This window comes from Inhella gelatinilytica (assembly GCF_016093295.1).
Lineage (GTDB): Bacteria > Pseudomonadota > Gammaproteobacteria > Burkholderiales > Burkholderiaceae_C > Inhella > Inhella gelatinilytica.
On the sequence record NZ_JAEDAL010000005.1, the window covers coordinates 234286 to 252577 of the forward strand.

At 64.4% G+C, this 18292-nt stretch carries 19 protein-coding genes; 16 read left to right on the plus strand and 3 right to left on the minus strand.

Annotation, left to right across the window (positions count from 1 at the left end):
• Nucleotides 1–2: 2 nt before the first annotated feature.
• The 3 genes from I7X43_RS11855 to flgA all read right to left on the minus strand — a co-directional run bounded on the left by I7X43_RS11855 (nucleotide 3) and on the right by flgA (nucleotide 1597).
• Nucleotides 3–389 (minus strand): hypothetical protein, encoded by a 387-nt coding sequence (locus tag I7X43_RS11855; RefSeq protein WP_198101146.1) that lies wholly within the window; start codon nucleotides 387–389, stop codon nucleotides 3–5.
• Nucleotides 390–448: 59 nt separating this feature from the next.
• Complete coding sequence (gene flgM / locus I7X43_RS11860; RefSeq protein ID WP_198101147.1) at nucleotides 449–811, minus strand: flagellar biosynthesis anti-sigma factor FlgM; 363 nt, start codon at nucleotides 809–811, stop codon at nucleotides 449–451.
• A 96-nt stretch (nucleotides 812–907) separates the two neighbouring features.
• On the minus strand, nucleotides 908–1597 hold the full coding sequence (gene flgA, locus I7X43_RS11865) for a flagellar basal body P-ring formation chaperone FlgA (protein ID WP_198101148.1): 690 nt from the start codon (nucleotides 1595–1597) through the stop codon (nucleotides 908–910).
• Between the two features lie 146 nt (nucleotides 1598–1743).
• On the opposite strand from flgA, the gene flgB reads away from it, so the two are divergent.
• From flgB to I7X43_RS11945, 16 genes are all read left to right on the plus strand, one after another.
• On the plus strand, nucleotides 1744–2145 hold the full coding sequence (gene flgB, locus I7X43_RS11870) for a flagellar basal body rod protein FlgB (protein WP_198101149.1): 402 nt from the start codon (nucleotides 1744–1746) through the stop codon (nucleotides 2143–2145).
• 16 nt (nucleotides 2146–2161) lie between these two features.
• Nucleotides 2162–2587: a flagellar basal body rod protein FlgC gene (gene flgC / locus I7X43_RS11875; protein ID WP_198101150.1), complete on the plus strand. Its 426-nt coding sequence runs from the start codon at nucleotides 2162–2164 to the stop codon at nucleotides 2585–2587.
• Nucleotides 2588–2589: 2 nt separating this feature from the next.
• Complete coding sequence (locus I7X43_RS11880) at nucleotides 2590–3246, plus strand: flagellar hook assembly protein FlgD (RefSeq protein WP_198101151.1); 657 nt, start codon at nucleotides 2590–2592, stop codon at nucleotides 3244–3246.
• A 12-nt stretch (nucleotides 3247–3258) separates the two neighbouring features.
• A complete protein-coding gene (gene flgE / locus I7X43_RS11885; protein ID WP_198101152.1) occupies nucleotides 3259–4581 on the plus strand; it encodes a flagellar hook protein FlgE in 1323 nt (440 codons plus the stop codon).
• 13 nt (nucleotides 4582–4594) lie between these two features.
• Complete coding sequence (gene flgF, locus I7X43_RS11890) at nucleotides 4595–5317, plus strand: flagellar basal-body rod protein FlgF (protein WP_198101153.1); 723 nt, start codon at nucleotides 4595–4597, stop codon at nucleotides 5315–5317.
• A 21-nt stretch (nucleotides 5318–5338) separates the two neighbouring features.
• Complete coding sequence (flgG, locus tag I7X43_RS11895) at nucleotides 5339–6121, plus strand: flagellar basal-body rod protein FlgG (RefSeq protein WP_198101154.1); 783 nt, start codon at nucleotides 5339–5341, stop codon at nucleotides 6119–6121.
• A 9-nt stretch (nucleotides 6122–6130) separates the two neighbouring features.
• On the plus strand, nucleotides 6131–6799 hold the full coding sequence (locus I7X43_RS11900) for a flagellar basal body L-ring protein FlgH (protein ID WP_198101155.1): 669 nt from the start codon (nucleotides 6131–6133) through the stop codon (nucleotides 6797–6799).
• 43 nt (nucleotides 6800–6842) lie between these two features.
• Nucleotides 6843–7934, plus strand: a complete 1092-nt coding sequence (locus tag I7X43_RS11905) for a flagellar basal body P-ring protein FlgI (protein ID WP_198101156.1) — start codon at nucleotides 6843–6845, stop codon at nucleotides 7932–7934.
• Nucleotides 7931–8803 carry a flagellar assembly peptidoglycan hydrolase FlgJ gene (gene flgJ, locus I7X43_RS11910; protein WP_198101157.1) on the plus strand — a complete coding sequence of 291 codons (873 nt, stop codon included), beginning with the start codon at nucleotides 7931–7933 and terminating at the stop codon, nucleotides 8801–8803. The genes I7X43_RS11905 and flgJ overlap by 4 nt, the downstream gene beginning before the upstream one ends.
• Before the next feature lie 42 nt (nucleotides 8804–8845).
• Nucleotides 8846–10831, plus strand: coding sequence for a flagellar hook-associated protein FlgK (gene flgK, locus I7X43_RS11915; RefSeq protein ID WP_198101158.1), 1986 nt, complete (start codon nucleotides 8846–8848; stop codon nucleotides 10829–10831).
• 2 nt (nucleotides 10832–10833) lie between these two features.
• The gene (gene flgL / locus I7X43_RS11920; RefSeq protein WP_198101159.1) at nucleotides 10834–12048 is read left to right on the plus strand and encodes a flagellar hook-associated protein FlgL; all 1215 of its coding nucleotides are present in this window, start codon (nucleotides 10834–10836) and stop codon (nucleotides 12046–12048) included.
• Between the two features lie 63 nt (nucleotides 12049–12111).
• Nucleotides 12112–13275, plus strand: coding sequence for an EAL and HDOD domain-containing protein (locus I7X43_RS11925; protein WP_198101160.1), 1164 nt, complete (start codon nucleotides 12112–12114; stop codon nucleotides 13273–13275).
• A gap of 6 nt (nucleotides 13276–13281) precedes the next feature.
• Entirely contained in the window at nucleotides 13282–13644 is a 363-nt protein-coding gene (locus I7X43_RS11930) for an Hpt domain-containing protein (RefSeq protein WP_198101161.1), read from the plus strand.
• Entirely contained in the window at nucleotides 13641–15869 is a 2229-nt protein-coding gene (locus I7X43_RS11935) for a putative bifunctional diguanylate cyclase/phosphodiesterase (protein WP_198101162.1), read from the plus strand. Before I7X43_RS11930 ends, I7X43_RS11935 begins: the two co-directional genes overlap by 4 nt.
• A gap of 9 nt (nucleotides 15870–15878) precedes the next feature.
• Nucleotides 15879–17732 carry a GGDEF domain-containing protein gene (locus tag I7X43_RS11940; protein WP_198101163.1) on the plus strand — a complete coding sequence of 618 codons (1854 nt, stop codon included), beginning with the start codon at nucleotides 15879–15881 and terminating at the stop codon, nucleotides 17730–17732.
• A gap of 86 nt (nucleotides 17733–17818) precedes the next feature.
• The gene (locus I7X43_RS11945) at nucleotides 17819–18214 is read left to right on the plus strand and encodes a hypothetical protein (protein WP_198101164.1); all 396 of its coding nucleotides are present in this window, start codon (nucleotides 17819–17821) and stop codon (nucleotides 18212–18214) included.
• Nucleotides 18215–18292 lie beyond the last annotated feature (78 nt).

Here is an 18292-nt window from a genome sequence, read left to right on the forward strand (position 1 = left end):
CGTCAGGCGCTGACGCTGTCCCCGCTGGATCGACGCTTGAGCTCGCGGCCGCTTTCACCGTACAGCCCCAGCGGTTCGCGGGGCATCAGCGTGTCCAGGGCCCGATCCAGGGCGGCCGTCGCGCGCGACAAACTAACCCGCTGCGCCGCCATCTGCGCCCCGGCCCGAGCGAGCCGCTGGCGCTCCTGGGTCGACCACGCTTGCTGCCGGGCACCCGCCAGCGCATGGGCCATCAGGCGCTGCACCGACACACTGTGGCGCTCCAAGGCGTCGGCGTCTCGTTGCACCAGGGCTTCATGAACCCCAGCCAGCGCAGATTCCAAATCAGAAAGCAGCCCCTCGATAGAGCGAGGCGCTGCGCTGTGCGAAGAAGTAAGTGAACGATTCATGGCGATAGCAGCTGGTTAAGGCCCGCACCGCCACCCGAAACGGACGGATGCGCGAACCTTCAGGTCTGGTTCGGACGGCGATTCAACAACTCCTGAGCCGATGCCAGCAGGCCATCGGCCACTCGCTCGGCATTGACTTCGTAACGGCCCTCCTCGATTTCGCGCGACAGGCGCTCCACCTTGGCGGTGTCAAAACTTTCCTGTTCGTCCCCACCGGACAGCAACTGGACGGCGCTGTGCGACAACGCCACCTGAGCGCTGGCTGGGGGATTGGATTGAATCGGCTCGGGGCGCGCACCGGTTTGGTTGGGCTGCACCGTCTGGGCCGCTGCCCGGCCCGCCTGAGGCGACAGCTCGGGCCGTGACGCTCGATCTTGGGCCGGCGTGGGGACCGGACGGTTGGGGGTGTTGCCGACTTCCATTTGAAAGCTCCTTCGCTCAAGACCCCAGCCCGCATGCCAGGGTCTTGGGGGCTACTTCGGCCCCGGAAGACGCAACTTTAGGGGTATTTGCCCCGCTCACCATGGAAGTTCCACCTCATGGGGCCCAACAGCCTGCCCCAAAACGGTGCGGCCACTTTCCAGTTTCACCCGGACGGTCTGCCCTTCCCACCCCGGTGTCAGGGCTTGTCCTTCGGTGCGGATCGAGAACCCGGCACCCGCCAAGCGCAGCTGAACCGGCGCGCCGGCCGCAAACCACTGGCGTTGGCGCAGGTGATGCTGCCGCACCGCATCTCCCGCTTCGATCGGGCGAGCCAACACGCGTCCCACAGGAGGCTCCGCCTGGGCGAGCGCGGGGGACACTTCGGCCGTCAACTCCACCCGCCGCCGAACCACATGCTCCAAGCCCAGCGTGGCACCGGCCGGCAAGGGCTGCGTGGCTGCCCAAGCCTCCGCCAGGACCCGCACGTGAACGGGGACCGTAATCGACCAACGGACCGCGCCCTGTAGACAGCGCAAACCCACCCGGCTGCGACCCCACAGACTTTGCCCCGGGGGCACAAAGGCTTGAACCTGCGCACACGGAGCCAGCCGCAACCGACTGTCAGGCTCCCCGACCTCCACACTGGATTGAGCGGGCGCGGGCACGGCGGCGCGAACCGCGTCCTCCGTCAGCCGCTGGAGATCGGCCCGCCACTGGGGCAACAGGCTGGCCTGGGCGTGTGACCCGACTACCCAGCCCATGGCGAGGACGACAACGGCTTTCATGCGCCGCACTCTAGGGAGAGAGACCCCGAACGAGGTCACGAAATGCACCCCAAAAGCCCTCTTTATCCGGCTCAAGATTTCAGCGCCCCTCACCAGAATCGACGCCATCGCCCCTCTGAGGGTCTACCCCGCCCCCGGGAAACGCCATGTTGGATCGGCTCACCACCGGACTCGAGTTTCAAACCCAGGCCCTGCTGCTGCGGGCCGAGCGTCAGCGCATGCTCGCCGGGAACATTGCCAACGCCGACACGCCGGGGTACCAAGCTCAAGAGTTCAATTTCTCCAAGGCGCTGCAAATGGCCACCGACGCCGCGGGCGCCAGCGCGCCCAATGCGGCCACCGCCGAAGGTCGGCGCGGCCTGGTGCAAAGCACGCGGGAGTTTGCCCTTCAAGCGCAAACCAATTTGGACGGCAACGGCGTGGACATGGACCGGGAGCGGGCTTCGTTCGCGGACAACAGCCTGCGATACGAGGCCACGTTGCGCTTTATCAACGGCTCGTTGCGCACCATGCTCGACTCCATGAAGTCCCACAACTCGCCGGGCTGAGCGTAGGAGCTGAACCATGTCGATGTTTCAAATCTTCAATATCAGCGGCAGTGCGGTGTCGGCGAACAGCCAGCGCCTCAATGTCGTGGCCAGCAACCTCGCCAACGTCGACACCGTCGCGGGGCCCGATGGCCAAGCCTACAAAGCGCGCCAGGTGGTGTTTCAAACGCATCTCATGGGCGCCCGTGATGGCAGCTCGGTCGACCCCGGTGCGGCGGGCGTCAAGGTGACCGACATCCGCGAGGACGAAGCGCCAGGGCGGCGAATCTTTGATCCCAAGCACCCCAAAGCCGACGGTCAGGGTTACGTGACCTACTCCAACGTCAACAGCGTGGAGGAAATGGTGAACATGATCGCGGCGTCACGGGCCTATCAAAACAACGTTGAGGTCATGAACACCGCCAAAGTGTTGTTGCAAAAGACCTTACAGCTTGGACAGTGATCATGGCGCTGGATCTGAACACCATCAACGCCCCGACGACCAACACCGCCGCCAAGTCCGGTCGTGATGCGATTGCCAAGGCCCAGGAGAACCAGGACCGGTTCCTGACCCTGCTGGTTGCACAAATGCGCAATCAAGACCCCATGAACCCCATGGAGAACGCGCAGCTCACCACCCAGATTGCGCAAATCCAAACCGTGACCGGAATCGAAAACCTGCGCACCAGCTTGGATCAGATGGCGGCGCAAGCCACTCAGGCCCAGACGCTGCAAGGCGTGGCCATGATTGGTCGCAACATCACCACGGAGGGCAGCCGCCTTCAAGTGCTGGAGGACGGCGCGGTGGGGAGTTTTGAACTCGACACCGCAGCCGATCAGGTGTCGGTAGACATCACGACCGCTGCAGGGACCGTCGTCCAAACCTTGAATCTGGGCACGCTAGGAGCGGGTCGACACGATTTCGTCTGGGATCGACAAGGCCTGGACCCCGCCGTCGAACTCAATTTCAAACTCAAGGCCACGCGCGGTACGACCCCAGTGAAGGGCACAACGTTCTCGCGCGATGCCGTCATGGCGCTCAACAACGAGGGGGGCGCCCTCAATTTCATCCTTGCCTCGGGCCGCACCATCGGTCTGGACAAGATTCTTTCTGTGGACTAACGAGGAACAGCCATGGGTTTCCAACAAGGTCTCTCCGGCCTGAATGTGGCCGCCAAAAGCCTGGACGTCATCGGCAACAACGTCGCCAACGCGAGCACCGTGGGCTACAAAGCCTCGCGCGCCGAGTTCAGCAACATCTACGCCGCAACGCTCAGTGGTGCCGGCACCTCCAACACCGGCATCGGGGTGGTGCTCTCCTCGGTGGCCCAGCAGTTCACGCAGGGCAACATCAGCACCACCGAGAACCCCATGGATTTGGCCATCAATGGCCAGGGGTTCTTTCAGGTGACGGACGGATTGAACCCCCGCCTGTACACCCGCAACGGGCAATTCAAGCTGGACCGCGCCGGCAACATCGTCAACAACGATGGTTTGAAATTGATGGGTTACCCGGCCGACGGCACCGGGGTGATCCAGCCCGGGATTGCCCAGCCCCTGCAGTTGCCCACAGGCGGCATTGACCCAGCGGTCACTTCCAGCATCAAGCTGCAGTTCAACCTGGACTCGCGTCTGGCACAAACCGGGGCAGGCACCGGCATGATCTTGAACGACCCGACGACTTACAACAACGCCACTTCGCTGTCCGTGTACGACGCCAAGGGTCAGGAAATTGCCTTGACGCTGTACTTCCAAAAGGGTGCCACGGCGGCAACTGGAGAGACCGAATGGCACGTCTACGCCACGGCCAACGGCACCTCGCTGCTTGCAGCGTCTGACGCCTCGGCCATCACGCCCGACGCGGACGGCAACCCGGACAAGCCCTGGACGACCCTCATCTTCCCGAAGACGGGCGGCCTGCCCATCACGCCCGACCCCACCGCGGATCCCGCCGCCCTGCTGAACATGGACATTCCGCCGAGCACCAACTCGGTGGGTGCCGCAGCGCTGGACATCGCCGGCATCTCGGTCAACCTCTTGAGCATCACCGAAAACGGTTCGGCCTTTTCGGTGAGCGAAGTGCTGCAGGACGGCTACGCGCCTGGCCAGCTCAGTGGCATCCTGATCGAAAACAACGGCATCGTCACCGCGCGCTACAGCAACGGCCAAACCAAACCGGCGGGGCAAATTGAACTGGCCAACTTCCGCAATGTTCAGGGCCTGCAGCCTCTGGGCGGCAACGTGTGGGCCTCCACTTTCGCGTCCGGTGATCCCGTGCTGGGCGTCCCCAGCGTCGGCAACTTCGGCGGGCTGCAAGCCGGCGCCTTGGAAGACAGCAACACCGATCTGACCGTGGAACTGGTCAACATGATCACCGCGCAGCGGGTCTACCAGGCCAATGCCCAGACCATCCGCACGCAGGATCAAGTGCTGCAGACCATCACGAATCTGCGCTGATCGAGGCTGAACCATGGACCGGATGATCTACAACTCGATGGCGGGAGCCAAGGCGGCGATGCAGCGTCAGGAGGTGCTCGCGCACAACCTGGCCAACGTCAGCACCACCGGCTTTCGCGCCGAGTTGCAGGCCTTTCGGGCCGTGCCCGTGCAGGGCGATGGCGCCAGCACCCGCGTCTTCACGCTGGAAACCACGATCGGGTACGACGAAAAATCCGGACCCCTGCAAACCACGGCCCGCAGTCTCGACGTGGCCGTTCGAGGACGCAGTTGGTTATCCGTCCAGGGTCTGGATGGAACCGAGGGCTACACCCGGGCCGGTGCCCTGGATATCAACGCCGAAGGTTTGTTGGTCACTCGGGGCGGTCTGCCTGTCTTGGGGGATGGCGGACCCATCACTATTCCGCCCAATACCGAAGTGCAAATCGGAGAGGACGGCACGGTGACCGCCAAAGGGGCGACAGGCCGACCGAACAATGTGGGGCGACTCAAACTCGTTACCCCCGAAGGGCAACTGCAGCGTGGCGAGGACGGTTTGTTTCGCGCGGCGGACCCCCTGCCGGCCGATCCCACCGCCCGTCTTGAAACGGGCGTGCTGGAAGGCTCCAACGTCAACGCCGTGGAAACCATGGTCGCCATGATTTCCGCCGCCCGTCAGTTTGAACACCAAATGAAGCTGCTGAGCCTGGCCCAGACCCAGGGTCAAGTCTCGGCCAAGCTGCTGTCGCCCACCTGATCAAGGCAAAAGGATCTCATCATGATGCGCAGCCTTTGGATTGCCAAGACCGGCATGGAGGCCCAGCAGACCCAGCTGGATCACATTTCCAACAACCTGGCGAATGTCTCGACCAATGGCTACAAGCGCTCACAGGCCTTGTTCGAGGACTTGATGTACCAGAACCTGCGCCAAAGCGGCGCGGCCGAGACCGAACAAACCCAATTACCTACCGGCTTGCAAGTCGGGTTGGGGGTGCGCACCGCCGCCACCGGGCGCGTGTTCACCCAGGGCAACCTGGCGCAATCCGGCAACGCCCTGGACATGGCCATCACCGGCAAGGGTTTCTTCCAAATTCAGCGCCCCGATGGCACCACGGCCTACACGCGGGATGGCACGTTCAAAGTCGACGCCAACGGCATCATCGTCACCAACAACGGCGAGACGCTGATGCCGGGCATCACCGTTCCCCCGACGGCACTCTCGGTCACCGTGGGCTCGGACGGCACCGTCAATGTCGTGCTGCCGGGCAACCCCACGCCGCAGGGCATTGGCCAAGTTCAACTGGCCAACTTCATCAACCCCAATGGCCTGGACCCGCTGGGCGGCAACCTGTTTGCAGAAACCGCCTCCAGCGGCGCCCCGCAGGTGGGTGCCGCCGGCAGCAACAGCCTGGGCACGATCAAACAGGGCTTCGTGGAAAGTTCGAACGTCAACGTCGTGGAAGAGCTGGTGCAAATGATCCAGACCCAACGCGCGTACGAACTGAACTCCAAGGCCGTGCAGACCTCCGATCAGATGCTGCAGCGCCTGTCGCAGATTTGAGGTAAGACCATGAAAACCCTGCTCTGGCTCTGCCTTCCGGTCGCTTTGACGGGCTGCGCCGCCTTGAGTGATGCCCGGGTCGAAATGGACCCGCCGCCGGTGGTTCAGCTACCCGATCTGCCGCAAGCCCAACCGCGCAACGGCGCCATCTTCAACGCCAACACCTATCGCCCCCTGTTCGAACAACACCGGGCACGGCTGGTTGGCGACACGCTGATGATTTCCATCGTGGAAAAAATCAGCGCATCGCAGAGCTCCACCTCGGAAGCCGACCGCAGCGGGTCGCTGTCGGGCGAAATCAGCGGGCTGCCCGGCCTGGATGCGGCCAAGGTTCTGGGCCGCGCCAGTGTGGGCGCCAAGAGCGGCAACAAGACCACGGGCAAGGGGTCCAACCAGAACAGCAACGAGTTCACCGGCACGGTCACCGCCATCGTTCAGGCCGTGCTGCCCAATGGCCACCTGCTGATCACCGCGGAGAAGCAAATCGGCGTCAACAACAACGTGGATGTGCTGCGCTTCTCCGGTCAGGTCGATCCCCGTGCCATCGGCGCCGGCAACGTGGTGGACTCCACTTCGGTCGCCAACGTTCGGATTGAACAGCGTGGACGGGGGCCGGCCGAGGGCTTGCATGGAATCGGCTGGCTTTCCCGGTTCTTCTTAAGCCTTTCGCCGACCTAAAGAAGACCAAGATTCGGTCGAGCCCATCCTCAACTGCTCGACCATGAAAACGCTGCTGATCACCCTGCTGATGGCGCTGGCCTTGCCGGCGCAGGCCACCCGCGTCAAAGAGGTCGCGTCGGTGGCCGGCGTGCGGTCCAACCCGCTGACCGGATACGGGTTGGTGGTGGGCTTGGACGGCACCGGGGACCAAACCACGCAGTCACCCTTCACCGGGCAAAGCCTGACGGCCATGCTGCAGCAGTTCGGCATCACCCTGCCCCCCGGCGTCACCGCCAGCCCCCGCAACATCGCCGCCGTCATGGTGACCGCCCAGTTGCCCCCCTTCGCGCAGCCCGGCCAGCAACTCGACGTCACGGTGGCCTCGATTGGCAATGCCAAATCCTTGCGGGGTGGCACGCTGATCACCACCCCGCTCAAGGGCGCAGATGGCCAGATCTATGCGCTGGCCCAGGGACACCTGCTGGTTGGCGGCGCGGGGGCCTCTGCGGGGGGATCTAAAGTCCAGATCAACCACCTCTCAGCGGGCCGGGTTCCGGCCGGTGCAACCGTTGAACGCGCGGTGCCCACAGCCCTCAGCCAAGGCGAGTTTCTGCAACTGGACCTGAACAGCGGCGACTTCACCACGGCCCGCGCCGTCGCCAATGCCATCAATCAGGCCAAAGGTGCGGGCACCGCCCAGGCCTTGGATGGACGCGTCATTCGGGTGAAAGCCCCCACCGCCCCGGACGAGCGAGTCGGCTTCTTGGCCGACATTGAGAACCTGCCCTTTGATCTGGCCGCCCCTGCAGCCCGCATCGTGATCAATGCCCGCACGGGCTCGGTGGTCATGAACCAGGCCGTGACCCTGGGGCCGTGCGCGGTGGCCCATGGCAATTTGAGTGTCACCATCACCAGCACCCCGCAGGTCAGCCAACCGGGTGCGTTTTCTCAGGGCCAGACGGCCGTCACGGAAAAAGTGGACATCTCCCTGAAACAAGAGCCGGGCCCCCTGGTTCAAATGCCCGCCAGCACCAAACTCGCTGACGTGGTCAAAGCCCTGTCCGCCCTGGGTGCCACGCCCACCGATCTGCTGGCGATTCTTCAAGCCATGAAGTCCGCTGGTGCTTTGCAAGCTGAATTGGAGGTCATATGAGCCTCAACCCGGCCACCTTCGCACTCAACCCGCAAGGTATCGATGCCCTACGGGCTCAAGCCTCGCGCGACCCGCAAACGGCCACCAAGGAAGCCGCCAAGCAGTTTGAAGCGCTCTTCATGAATGAAGTCATGAAACGCATGCGAGCCGCCACGATGGAGTCGGGGCTGTTGGAAAACCGGTTGACGCAAGTGGGTACGGAAATGCTCGACCAGCAGTTCGCCACCCAAATGAGTGGTTTGCCGGGTGGGCTTTCAGCCGCCATCGAGCGCCAACTCAGTCGAAATCTCCCGTCCGCAGCGCCCCCCGCCCCCGCCGGCGCCTTGAGTGGCTTGGTGAAGGAGACTCAAAACCTTCCGGACCTGGCCAAGAAAAACGTGCCCACCCACGCCGCGCGGTTCATTCAGCAGCATGGCGACGCTGCCCGGGCGGTCGCACAGGAAAGTGGTCTGCCCGCCGACTTCATGTTGGCGCAAGCGGCGCACGAGACCGGATGGGGGCGTGCGCGGATGCGGGCCACCGATGGGACGCCCGCCAACAATCTTTTCGGCATCAAGGCCGGTCCGGGCTGGAAGGGCAAAGTGGCGGAAGTGACCACCACCGAATACATCAATGGCGAGGCGCGCAAGGTGGTTGCGAAATTCCGCGCCTACGATTCGCCCCAGGAGAGCTTCCGCGACTACGCGCGCCTGCTCACCGGCAACCAGCGCTACGCCCAAGCCGTGGCCAGCGCCCAGGCGGCCCCCGACAACGCCGCGGCCTTTGCCAAACATTTGCAACGCGCTGGCTATGCCACCGACCCGGACTACGCCAACAAGCTTGCCCGCGTGATTAACACCACAGTTCGCGTGCAGCGCGCCCTTGCTTGACATTTCGGCCTGCCGATAAGCCAATAGATCCGGAGTAACCCCATGGCCGCCTCCCTCTTGCTCAATCTCGGCGCTCGCGCCATGAACGCGAGTCAAAGCGCCATCAATGTCATTGGCCACAACATCGCCAATGTCAACACGCCGGGCTACTCACGGCAGACCGCGGTCTTGACCACGGCCACGCCCCAGTTCACCGGGGCCGGTTTTCAGGGCAAGGGCGTGATGGTGGACACCATCAACCGCGTCTACAACCGATTCCTCACCCAAGAAGCCCAGGTTTCGCGCTCAACCGCCTCGGGTGACGAGACGCGCATGCTCAACATGCAGCGGCTGGACAAACTCTTTCCCCCGGGGGATGAGGGCTTGGGGGCCGCCATGGGCAGTCTGCTCAACGCCATGGTCGACGTGACCAGCCGCCCCTCCGACCCGGCCGCCCGCCAGGTGGTGCTGGGCCGCGCGCAGGAGGTCGCCGCGCGCTTCTCGAATGCAGGCCAGCAACTCTCCGAGCTGCAGGCCGGTGTGGTCAGCGATCTCAAAGCCAGCTTGCAGGTGGTCAACCAGCTGGCCACGCAGATTGCCAACGCCAACCAGCAAATTGCTCGCATTTCGGGTGGGGACCACGCCGCCAATGACCTGCTCGATCAACGCGATCAGTTGGTGTACGAGCTCTCCAAGTACCTGACCGTCAGCACCCTCAGCGCCGACGACGGCAGCCTCAGTGTGTTCATCGGCGGTGGGCAACTGCTCGTTCTGGGCAACCAAGCCCAGCAGCTGGCCCTCACCCCCGACCCCTACGACGCGCTGCGCGTGCAGGTGTCCTTGGTGCAAGCCGGTGGCACGCGGGCTTTGGACGAAAACGTCCTTCAAGGCGGCTCGGTCGCGGCCTTGGTTCATTTTCAAAACGAAGACCTCCAAGATGCCCGCAATTACGTGGGCCAGTTGGCCACGGCGCTGGCCATGCGGGTCAACACCCAGCAGTCCTTGGGCTTGAACCTGGGCACACCCCCGGTGGCTGGTGAAGACTTGTTCCGCATCGGCGCGGCCAAAGTCATGCCAGCCAGCACCAATGCCAAGGACATCACAGGGAACTTCGTGGCCGGTGTGCAAATCACCCGCGTGGACCCCGACTTCTTGCAGGCCAGCGCCTACACCCTGAAGCAGGATGCCAGCGCCCCGGGCACCTACCTGCTCACGCGGGAAAGCGACGGGTTGGTGCGAACCGTCGCCGACGGCGACATCGTCGATGGCTTCCAAATCACCTTCACACCCGCCGCGCCGGGCCTACTGGACACCTACCGCCTTGAACCGGTGGCCACGGCGGCCATCGACATGCGGCGGGCCTTTGATAACCCAGCGGGCATTGCAGCGGCCAGCCCCATCAGTGGTGCACTGCGGGTGAGCAACACCGGCACGGCAACGCTGGATCGCATTTACGCGGTCGACCCGGCGACCTTCACCACCACCAATTTGCCAGCGACGGTGCAGTTCACCACGGTCAATGGCGACGGCAGTGTGGACTACGTCTTGAACGGCCCCTTCGGCACGCTGAACGGCACCTGGCGCGCGGGGCAGCCCATCGGCAATGAAACCGGCATTGCGCTCGGTTTTGAACTGCACCTGAATGGCGTGCCGCGGGCCAACGACTGGATCGACCTCAGCGTGACCCAGTTTGTGGGCCAGAACAATGGCAATGCCAAAGCATTCCTGGCCTTGCAGACCGAGGCGTTCGTTGGCAAACAACTGGACCCATTGACCTCCCAGATTTCCGCAGGCGCCACGCTGAACGATGCCTACTCGGCCGCCATGGGGGAAATCGGGGCCCGTGTTCAGGGCTCGGTCTACCTCGCAGAAATGTCGGACAAAGTGGCGCAGGAAGCCGACACCGCACGCGCGGCCGAAGCAGGCGTCAATTTGGATGAGGAGGCGGCTCGCTTGCTCCAATACCAACAGGCTTACCAAGCCGCCGCCAAAGTCATGCAAGTGGCTCAAATCGTGTTTGACGAACTCATCCGCACTGTCGGGAGCTGATCATGCGTGTTTCCACCGCCAACCTCTATGACGGTTCGGTTGCCCAGTTGATGCGCCGCCAGATCGAGATGCAAACCACCCAGGTCCAACTGACCTCGGGCAAAAAAGTCGCGGCGGCCAGCGACGACCCCACGGGCGCCGCACGGGTGGAGCGGGCCCTCACTGCCATTGGCCGAGCGGAGGCCAATCAACGCGCCCTGGAGGCCAGCCGCAACAGCATGATCCTGGCTGAAGGCGCACTGGGCGACGGCAGTGAGCTGTTGCAGCAGATTCGTGAGTCCCTCGTGGCGGCGGGCAATGCCAGCTACGGCGATGCCGAGCGCGTGGGCTTGGCCGCCAAGATCGCCGGGCTGCGCGACCAGTTGCTCTCCATTGCCAACCGCCCCGACGGCAGCGGGGGGTACATCTTCAGCGGCCAAGGGGCCAGCCAGCCGCCTTTCCTGGACGAAGCCACCGGCGTACGGTTCAACGGCGTGGCCGGCACGCTGACCACCGGGAACATGGACAACTTTGCCCTCACCGTCGACGGACGGCTAGCCTGGGAACAAGCCCGCAGCGGCAATGGCAGCTACATCACAGGCGCCCTGACCAACAGCGTCACCGGCAACCCGCCGACGATGTGGATTGACTCGGGCCGCGTCACCGACCCAACGGCGCTCACGGGGAATGACTACGTGATTGAGGTCGTCGGTACCACCGGTTTCCCTGGCCTGCTGATCACCAATACCACCACGAGCGCCGTGACCGGCCCGTTGCTGAATTGGGTGCCCGGCAAGTCGGTGGAAATCGACGGCATGGCCATCACCCTGTCCGGTACCGCCACCCCTGGGGACCGCTTCAGCATTGCGCCTTCGCAAAACGATTTGAAGATTTTCCCCGTGCTGGATCGCATCATTGGCGAGCTGCGCACGCCCCTGCGCAGCGGCACTGAGATTCACCAAGGCAATGCCGCTGGCCTGCGCGACATTGATCAGTTTTTGGCGCACTTCCAAAACGTCCGCAGCTTGGTGGGCGAACAACTCAACTTGCTGGATGGAACGGAGACCCGCCTCGCTGGGCTCAAGCTCTACAACCAGAGCGAGCGCAGTGCCGCCGAAGACCTGGACATGACCGAGGCCATTTCACGGTTCGAGACGCAAAAGAGCGGTTACGACGCCGCTTTGAGGTCGTATGCTGCAGTTCAGCGACTGACCTTGTTCCAGTACTTGAATTTCTGACGCGCCGCGCTTGCTTTGGGGTCAGCGCTGGCTAAGCGGCGCGCGACCAGGAGTCCGTAGGTCATGAGTTTCAAGCACCCGGCTTTGGCGCCGCTGGCTTTGGGTTATGCGCCGCTGTACGACAAGCAGCGACAGGTTTTGGCCACCCGCCTCAGTTGCATTCCGCTCAAACCCGACGTTCAGGTCGACACCGCCGGCCTGCTGGCCGTTTTGCAGGAGGCCCTGCCCGGCAAGCCCCTGGTTCTGAACGTGCCCCAAGAGGCCGCCCTGACCGAGTTGCTGGATGCCGCCCTGCCCGGCACCGTGGCCTTGGAAGTACCCGCCTTTTTGGCCGGGGGCCTGGCCACGCGGCTGACGGCCACCAAAGGCCACCTGCTCAGCGGCAAAGTGTCAACACCGCTGGGACCCGAGCGCGCCGCGTTCAAAGCGGCTGAATGGAGCCTGGACGAGCTCCGGCAGGGTGTCCAAGACCCCAACAAACTCACCCCCTGGTGCACGGGCGTGCATGCGGCCACCGAAGCCAACGAGGCCTTTGAGCGCGGTGCGCAAGCCGCGTTCGGGCTGCCGGTTGAAGGGCCTTATGAACCGCCGCCCGGTGCGACCGTGAAGGCTGAAGTCAGCTCCGACCTGCAGGTCATCATCATTTTGATGGGCCAAGTCGACCAGGGGGAGTCCACGGAGAAGATGGAAGCCACGCTCAAGCGCGACCCGGGGCTGGCTTTCAAGTTGCTGCGCTACATGAACAGCGCCGCGTTCGGTCTTCCGGTGGAGGTGACGTCCTTCCGCCATGCCTTGATGTTGCTCGGGTTGAACCGTCTCAAGCGCTGGCTCGCCCTCCTGCTTGCCACGGCCAGCAAGGATGCCACCATGCGTCCCGTCATGTGGGCCGCCTTGCGCCGGGGTCTGCTGATGGAGGAATTGGCCAAAACCTTGCAGGACAGCGACGCCAAGGACGAAATGTTCATCTGCGGCTTGTTCTCGCTGCTGGACCATCTGCTCAAGACGCCGTTCAAGAAACTGCTGGAGTCCATTCCCTGCCCCGAACGGGTCCGCCAAGCTCTGGTCGATGAAACCGGCCCCTATCAGCCCTATCTGCAACTGGTGCGCGCCATCGAATCCGAGTCGGCCTTTGACTATCGCGACGCCGCGGAAACGCTGATGATCAGCCCCGCGGAACTGAATGCCGCGATCTTGCAAGCCTTGAACAAGGCCATGCAGCTGGAGTGAGCGGGCATGGCCGCCCCTGCTCCGGTTGAGTTGGATGCCGCAGCGCTGGCAGCTCTGCGCGCGCTGGATCCTGACGGCAGCCAGCAACTGCTGGCGCGGCTCACGGCCGCGTTTGAACGCAATTTGGCTCGCCTGCTCCCCGAATTGGACGCCGCCATGGCGGCCGGTCCGGATTGGGTTCGCATCGGCCGCGCCGCCCACACCCTCAAATCGAGTTGTAGCAACTTGGCGGCTTTGGGGTTATCGTCGGCGTGGCAGAGCATTGAACACAAGTGCAAGGAGGGCCAGGTCGACAGCCTGGCGGACGAGCTGGCGCTGGCACGCGCGGGCTTGGCCGACCTGCTGGAGACCCTGCGCGCATTGAAATGACGGAAGCCGCCGCCACAGAGCTGGGATTGCTCTGGATCGTCGACGATGATGAAGTCGGGCTCATGGCCACGGCGGCCGCGCTGCGCGCGCGTGGCTTTGAGGTGGTGGAAATGACCTCTGGCGAAGAGGCCTTGGTTACCCTGGAAGCCACCACCCCGGACTTGATCGTGCTGGACGCCCTCATGCCGGGCATGGACGGCTTTGAAACCTGCCGCCGCCTGCGACAGGTTCCCCACGGTGAATCCGTCCCCGTGCTCATGCTCACCGGATTGGACGATGACGCCTCCATCGAACACGCCTACGAGGTGGGCGCCACCGACTTCTTTATCAAGAGCCGGCAATGGAGCTTGCTGGCGGGTCGGCTGCGATACCTGCTGCGTTCAGCCCGCACCCGTCAGGAGCTGGAGCGCTCACAAACGCGTTTGGCAAGGGCTCAGGCCCTCGCGCGCATGGGCAGCTTCGAGTGGCGCGTGGGTCACACCATCCACTTCTCGGACGAAGCCCGCCAGGTGTTGGCGCTGCGTGACTCGGAATGGGGCCTCAGTCGCTTGCTGCGCATGGTGCCGCGCGCGGAACGAGGGCTGCTGACGCTGCTGCTGCGCGACGTGCGCGAACAGCACTGCGCCTTCGTGACCGACATGACGATCCGCGCCAAGCTCAGCCGCACGCGCATGCTGCATGTCGAAGCCGAACCCATCGTCGCCGACACCGGGCAGTTCCTGGGGTATTCCGGCGTGGTCCAGGACGTCACCGACCGCCGCAATGCTGAAGACAAGATTCGCCAGCTCGCTCACTTTGATGCCCTGACCGGATTGCCCAACCGCCGCCAATTGATGTGGCGGGCCGAGCGGGCCTTGGATGCCGCGCGACGCAAAGAGCACATTGCCGCCATGCTGTTGGTGGACCTGGATCGGTTCAAGAACATCAACGACACCCTCGGCCATGCCGCCGGGGACGAATTGCTGATTGAAATCGCCCGGCGCCTGCGCGCCTGTGTTCGCCACTCCGATCAAGTCTCGGAAGGTGCGCTGGAGGCCGGCAGTGGCCGAAACCACCGCGCGCTTGAGGCCGTGGGGCGTCTGGGCGGCGATGAATTCGTCTGCCTCCTCCCCGAAGTCCAGAGCGAGGCAGACGCTGAGCGTGTGGCCGCTCGGGTGCTGGACGCCCTGGCCGAGCCGGTGTTTGTGGCCGGCCAAGATTGCTTTGTGACCGCCAGCGTGGGCATTGCCCTCTTTCCTCGCGACGGCAGCACGGTGGCCGACCTGCTACGCAGTGCCGACATGGCCATGTACGCCGTGAAAGAGCAAGGGCGCAATGGCTCCGCGCAGTTCTCGCCCCAGCTTGGCGGGCTGGGCCGCGAGCGCCTGGAACTCGAATCGGCCCTGCACCGCGCCCTGGAACGCCAGGAGCTGGTGCTGTACTACCAACCCAAGGTCGACGCCGTCCAGGGCCAACTTGTGGGCTTTGAGGCCCTGATGCGCTGGAAGCGCGGCGACCGCTTGGTGCCTCCGGGCGATTTCATCCCCGTGGCCGAAGAAACCGGCCTCATCCTGCCCATGTCGGAATGGGCACTGGCGGAGGCCTCGCGGCAGGCCCGCCTCTGGCAAGACCGTCTGGGCCTGAATCAAGCCATCGCCGTCAACTTGCCCAACCGCCTGTTTGAGCGGCCCGACCTGGTTGAAAAAATCCACGACGCGGTCAGCCAAGCCGGCGTCGCTCACTGCAGCCTGAAGCTGGAAATCACCGAAACCGGCTTGATGAAAGACCTGCACGCGGTCATCCCCACGCTGCACCGCCTGACGGCCATCGGTGTCGAAATCTCGATCGACGATTTCGGCACGGGCTACTCCTCGCTCTCGTACCTGACCAGCCTGCCGCTGTCCGAGCTCAAGATCGACCGCAGTTTCGTGCGCGACCTGGGGGTTTCGCCTCAGGGCGCGGCGGTGGTCACCGCCATCATTGCGCTGGCGCGCTCCCTCGGGCTCAGCGTGGTGGCGGAAGGGGTGGAAACGCCCCGCCAATTGGACGTGCTGCGCCGTCTGGGCTGCCGTGTCATGCAGGGCTACTTGTTTGCCAAGCCCATGCCCGGCGACGAAGTGGAACGCTGGGTTGAAACCCAACTTCGTCCCCGCAAGGCGGAGTGGTTGCGTGACTGCGTGCAAGACGGGGAAGCCCCGCCTCCCGTGCCGCCCGGATTCGTGTTGCCCCCCGGCCCTTTGCAATAAGCTTCGGCCATGCCCGAATCCAACGTGCCACCCGCCCAAGTGGCCAAGCAAGCGTTGCGGCGCTTGGCCATGGCCAAACTGGAACCGACCCCCGAGAACTACGCCCGGGCCTATGCCATTGAATCTGGCCAAGAAACTGGCGGCGCCACCGACAGCGGCCTGCCCGAACGGGCCCAGCCCGCGCTGCAGCGGCTGCTGCAACTGGGCGTCTCCGATCTCGCCGAACGCCAAGAGCTGCAGCGTGAGTGGCGCCTGGGCCAGTACGAAGAAGCCCTCAAGCGGGCCGAACGCATTCTCTCCAGCGACGGCCCGGCTGCCCAGGGCGAAGCCCTGGCGCAAACCGTGGACAAGCTGGTTCGGGGGCTGGAGCGCGGCGGTCGGCAATGGACCGTGGCCCGCAAGAAAGACGGCCTGCAGCGCGTACTCAGCACCAACCGCAGCGACGGCGGCCGGCTCATTCGCCGGCTTCGCCAACTGGTAGTCAGCTGGGATGGCGACGAAGCGGGTGAAACCGTGGACACCCTGCAAGCCCGGCCGGAGGACGAAGCCGGTGGCACCCCCAGCCAATTCTTCAGTGAAGAAGAAAGCCAAGCGGCAGCCAACGAAGCCCTACCCGCCGCCCCGCTTGAGCGCCTGAGCCTCAACTTGCCGGCCGACCGGTGGAGCGACATCGGCAACAGCCTGCACCAAACCGTGCACACCGCACTGCAACCCGGTGGCGAGCCGGCCGCCCAAGTGCAGCGAGCACAAGACCTGCTCAGCGAATTGGCCCGCGAGCATGCGCAAGCCCAATCAGGCGGCGCCAGCCCGGAACGGGCCGCAGCCATTGCCCGCCTGTGCGAACAAGCCCGCCGCATGCTGGAGCACCGGCAGCACCTCGCCGTGCAGCTGGGTGCCTTGTGCCGCGAACTGAGCGCCAGCCTGGTCGAACTCAGCGAAGACGAATCGTGGGCCCAGGGCCAAGCCCAGGCCATGAACAACGCCCTGGACCAGGGGCTCTCCGGTTTGGCCGTGCGCGCCGTCTCCGAACGGCTCAGCAAGACGCGAGAGCGCCAACAAGCCTTGCGCGAAGAACGCCGCGCCGCCCGAGACGCCCTCAAGGGCCTGATGCAGACCCTGCTCACCGACCTGGGCGCCCTGGGGGAGCACACCGACCGCTTCCATCAGCACTTGGGGCGCTACAACGAAGTCATCGAAAAGGCCGATTCGCTCGAAAGCCTGACCGGCGCCGTGCGCGAAATGCTGCAAGAAAGCCGCACCGTTCAAGGCTTGGTGCAGCAGACCCAGCTCAAACTCAGCACCGAACACCAGCGCGCCACCGCCCTGGCCGACCGCGTCAGCGAGTTGGAGCAAGAACTGCTCCGCCTCTCGGAAGAAGTCCAAACCGACCAACTCACGCAGGTGGCCAACCGGCGCGGGTTGCAAGCCACCTTTGCCACAGAACAAGCCAAGCTCGAGCGTGAAGACCAGCCCCTGGCCATTGCGCTGCTGGACATCGACAACTTCAAGAAACTCAACGACAGCCTCGGGCACGCCGCTGGCGACGAAGCCCTCAAAGGCCTGGCCGCCCGCGCCCAAGCCACTGTGCGCCCCGGCGACCTGGTGGCCCGCTTTGGCGGCGAGGAATTCGTGCTGCTGCTGCCCAACACCCCGCTGGACGAAGCCCAGCAGGTGCTCGGCCGCCTGCAGCGCGCCCTCTCCGCTTCGCTCTTTATGCACGAAGGCAAAGACGTCTTCGTCACCTTCTCGGCCGGTGCCACGCTCTACCGCAAAGGCGAGCAACTCGAAGACGCCCTACAGCGGGCCGACGAAGCCCTGTACGAAGCCAAACGCACCGGCAAAAACCGCACCTGCGTGGCATGAAAGGCCCATAAGCCCCCACCACCCCGCCCCGCCGCCGCCACAAGACCCCCCAGGGGCAAGCGGCCCAAGTCTCAGGGAGATGCCCCGTGTTTGAACCCCACCTTGTTGGCGCCCCAGCAGCGCCAGACCCCGGCCCACACCCCGCCGCCCATGCGCGGGTGGCACGCAAACTCAACCCCGGCAGCGCCGGCACGCTGCGCTGGCAGCGGCGCTTTGGCCCCCAACAGCTGGGCGTGCGCCACCGTCTGAGCCACAACGGTCGCACGCGGTACACCACGGTGGAGCTGCTGGTGGCCGAAGAACCCGTCACCCCCCGCACGGACCGCACCGTGGCCCTTCGGGTGCAGGTACACGAACGCGACCTGCAAGCCGCCCTACGCGCCGCCGGCGCCCGCTGGGACCCCGCCGCCAAACTCTGGCGGACGCCCCTTCGGGTAGCCCGCCTGCTCAAATTGCAGGCCAGAATCGTCAACGAAAGTTGATGCCCCTGGCACGCGGATCTATCAACAAATGACTACTGGCATCAACAAGTGGATGCATGCATCCACTTTCGATTGATG

Bases quoted from the DNA above. Each gene is read 5' to 3' on its own strand.
- I7X43_RS11855 (WP_198101146.1), bottom strand. From the start codon at position 389: ATGAATCGTTCACTTACTTCTTCGCACAGCGCAGCGCCTCGCTCTATC.
- flgM (WP_198101147.1), bottom strand. From the start codon at position 811: ATGGAAGTCGGCAACACCCCCAACCGTCCGGTCCCCACGCCGGCCCAA.
- flgA (WP_198101148.1), bottom strand. From the start codon at position 1,597: ATGAAAGCCGTTGTCGTCCTCGCCATGGGCTGGGTAGTCGGGTCACAC.
- flgB (WP_198101149.1), top strand. From the start codon at position 1,744: ATGTTGGATCGGCTCACCACCGGACTCGAGTTTCAAACCCAGGCCCTG.
- flgC (WP_198101150.1), top strand. From the start codon at position 2,162: ATGTCGATGTTTCAAATCTTCAATATCAGCGGCAGTGCGGTGTCGGCG.
- I7X43_RS11880 (WP_198101151.1), top strand. From the start codon at position 2,590: ATGGCGCTGGATCTGAACACCATCAACGCCCCGACGACCAACACCGCC.
- flgE (WP_198101152.1), top strand. From the start codon at position 3,259: ATGGGTTTCCAACAAGGTCTCTCCGGCCTGAATGTGGCCGCCAAAAGC.
- flgF (WP_198101153.1), top strand. From the start codon at position 4,595: ATGGACCGGATGATCTACAACTCGATGGCGGGAGCCAAGGCGGCGATG.
- flgG (WP_198101154.1), top strand. From the start codon at position 5,339: ATGATGCGCAGCCTTTGGATTGCCAAGACCGGCATGGAGGCCCAGCAG.
- I7X43_RS11900 (WP_198101155.1), top strand. From the start codon at position 6,131: ATGAAAACCCTGCTCTGGCTCTGCCTTCCGGTCGCTTTGACGGGCTGC.
- I7X43_RS11905 (WP_198101156.1), top strand. From the start codon at position 6,843: ATGAAAACGCTGCTGATCACCCTGCTGATGGCGCTGGCCTTGCCGGCG.
- flgJ (WP_198101157.1), top strand. From the start codon at position 7,931: ATGAGCCTCAACCCGGCCACCTTCGCACTCAACCCGCAAGGTATCGAT.
- flgK (WP_198101158.1), top strand. From the start codon at position 8,846: ATGGCCGCCTCCCTCTTGCTCAATCTCGGCGCTCGCGCCATGAACGCG.
- flgL (WP_198101159.1), top strand. From the start codon at position 10,834: ATGCGTGTTTCCACCGCCAACCTCTATGACGGTTCGGTTGCCCAGTTG.
- I7X43_RS11925 (WP_198101160.1), top strand. From the start codon at position 12,112: ATGAGTTTCAAGCACCCGGCTTTGGCGCCGCTGGCTTTGGGTTATGCG.
- I7X43_RS11930 (WP_198101161.1), top strand. From the start codon at position 13,282: ATGGCCGCCCCTGCTCCGGTTGAGTTGGATGCCGCAGCGCTGGCAGCT.
- I7X43_RS11935 (WP_198101162.1), top strand. From the start codon at position 13,641: ATGACGGAAGCCGCCGCCACAGAGCTGGGATTGCTCTGGATCGTCGAC.
- I7X43_RS11940 (WP_198101163.1), top strand. From the start codon at position 15,879: ATGCCCGAATCCAACGTGCCACCCGCCCAAGTGGCCAAGCAAGCGTTG.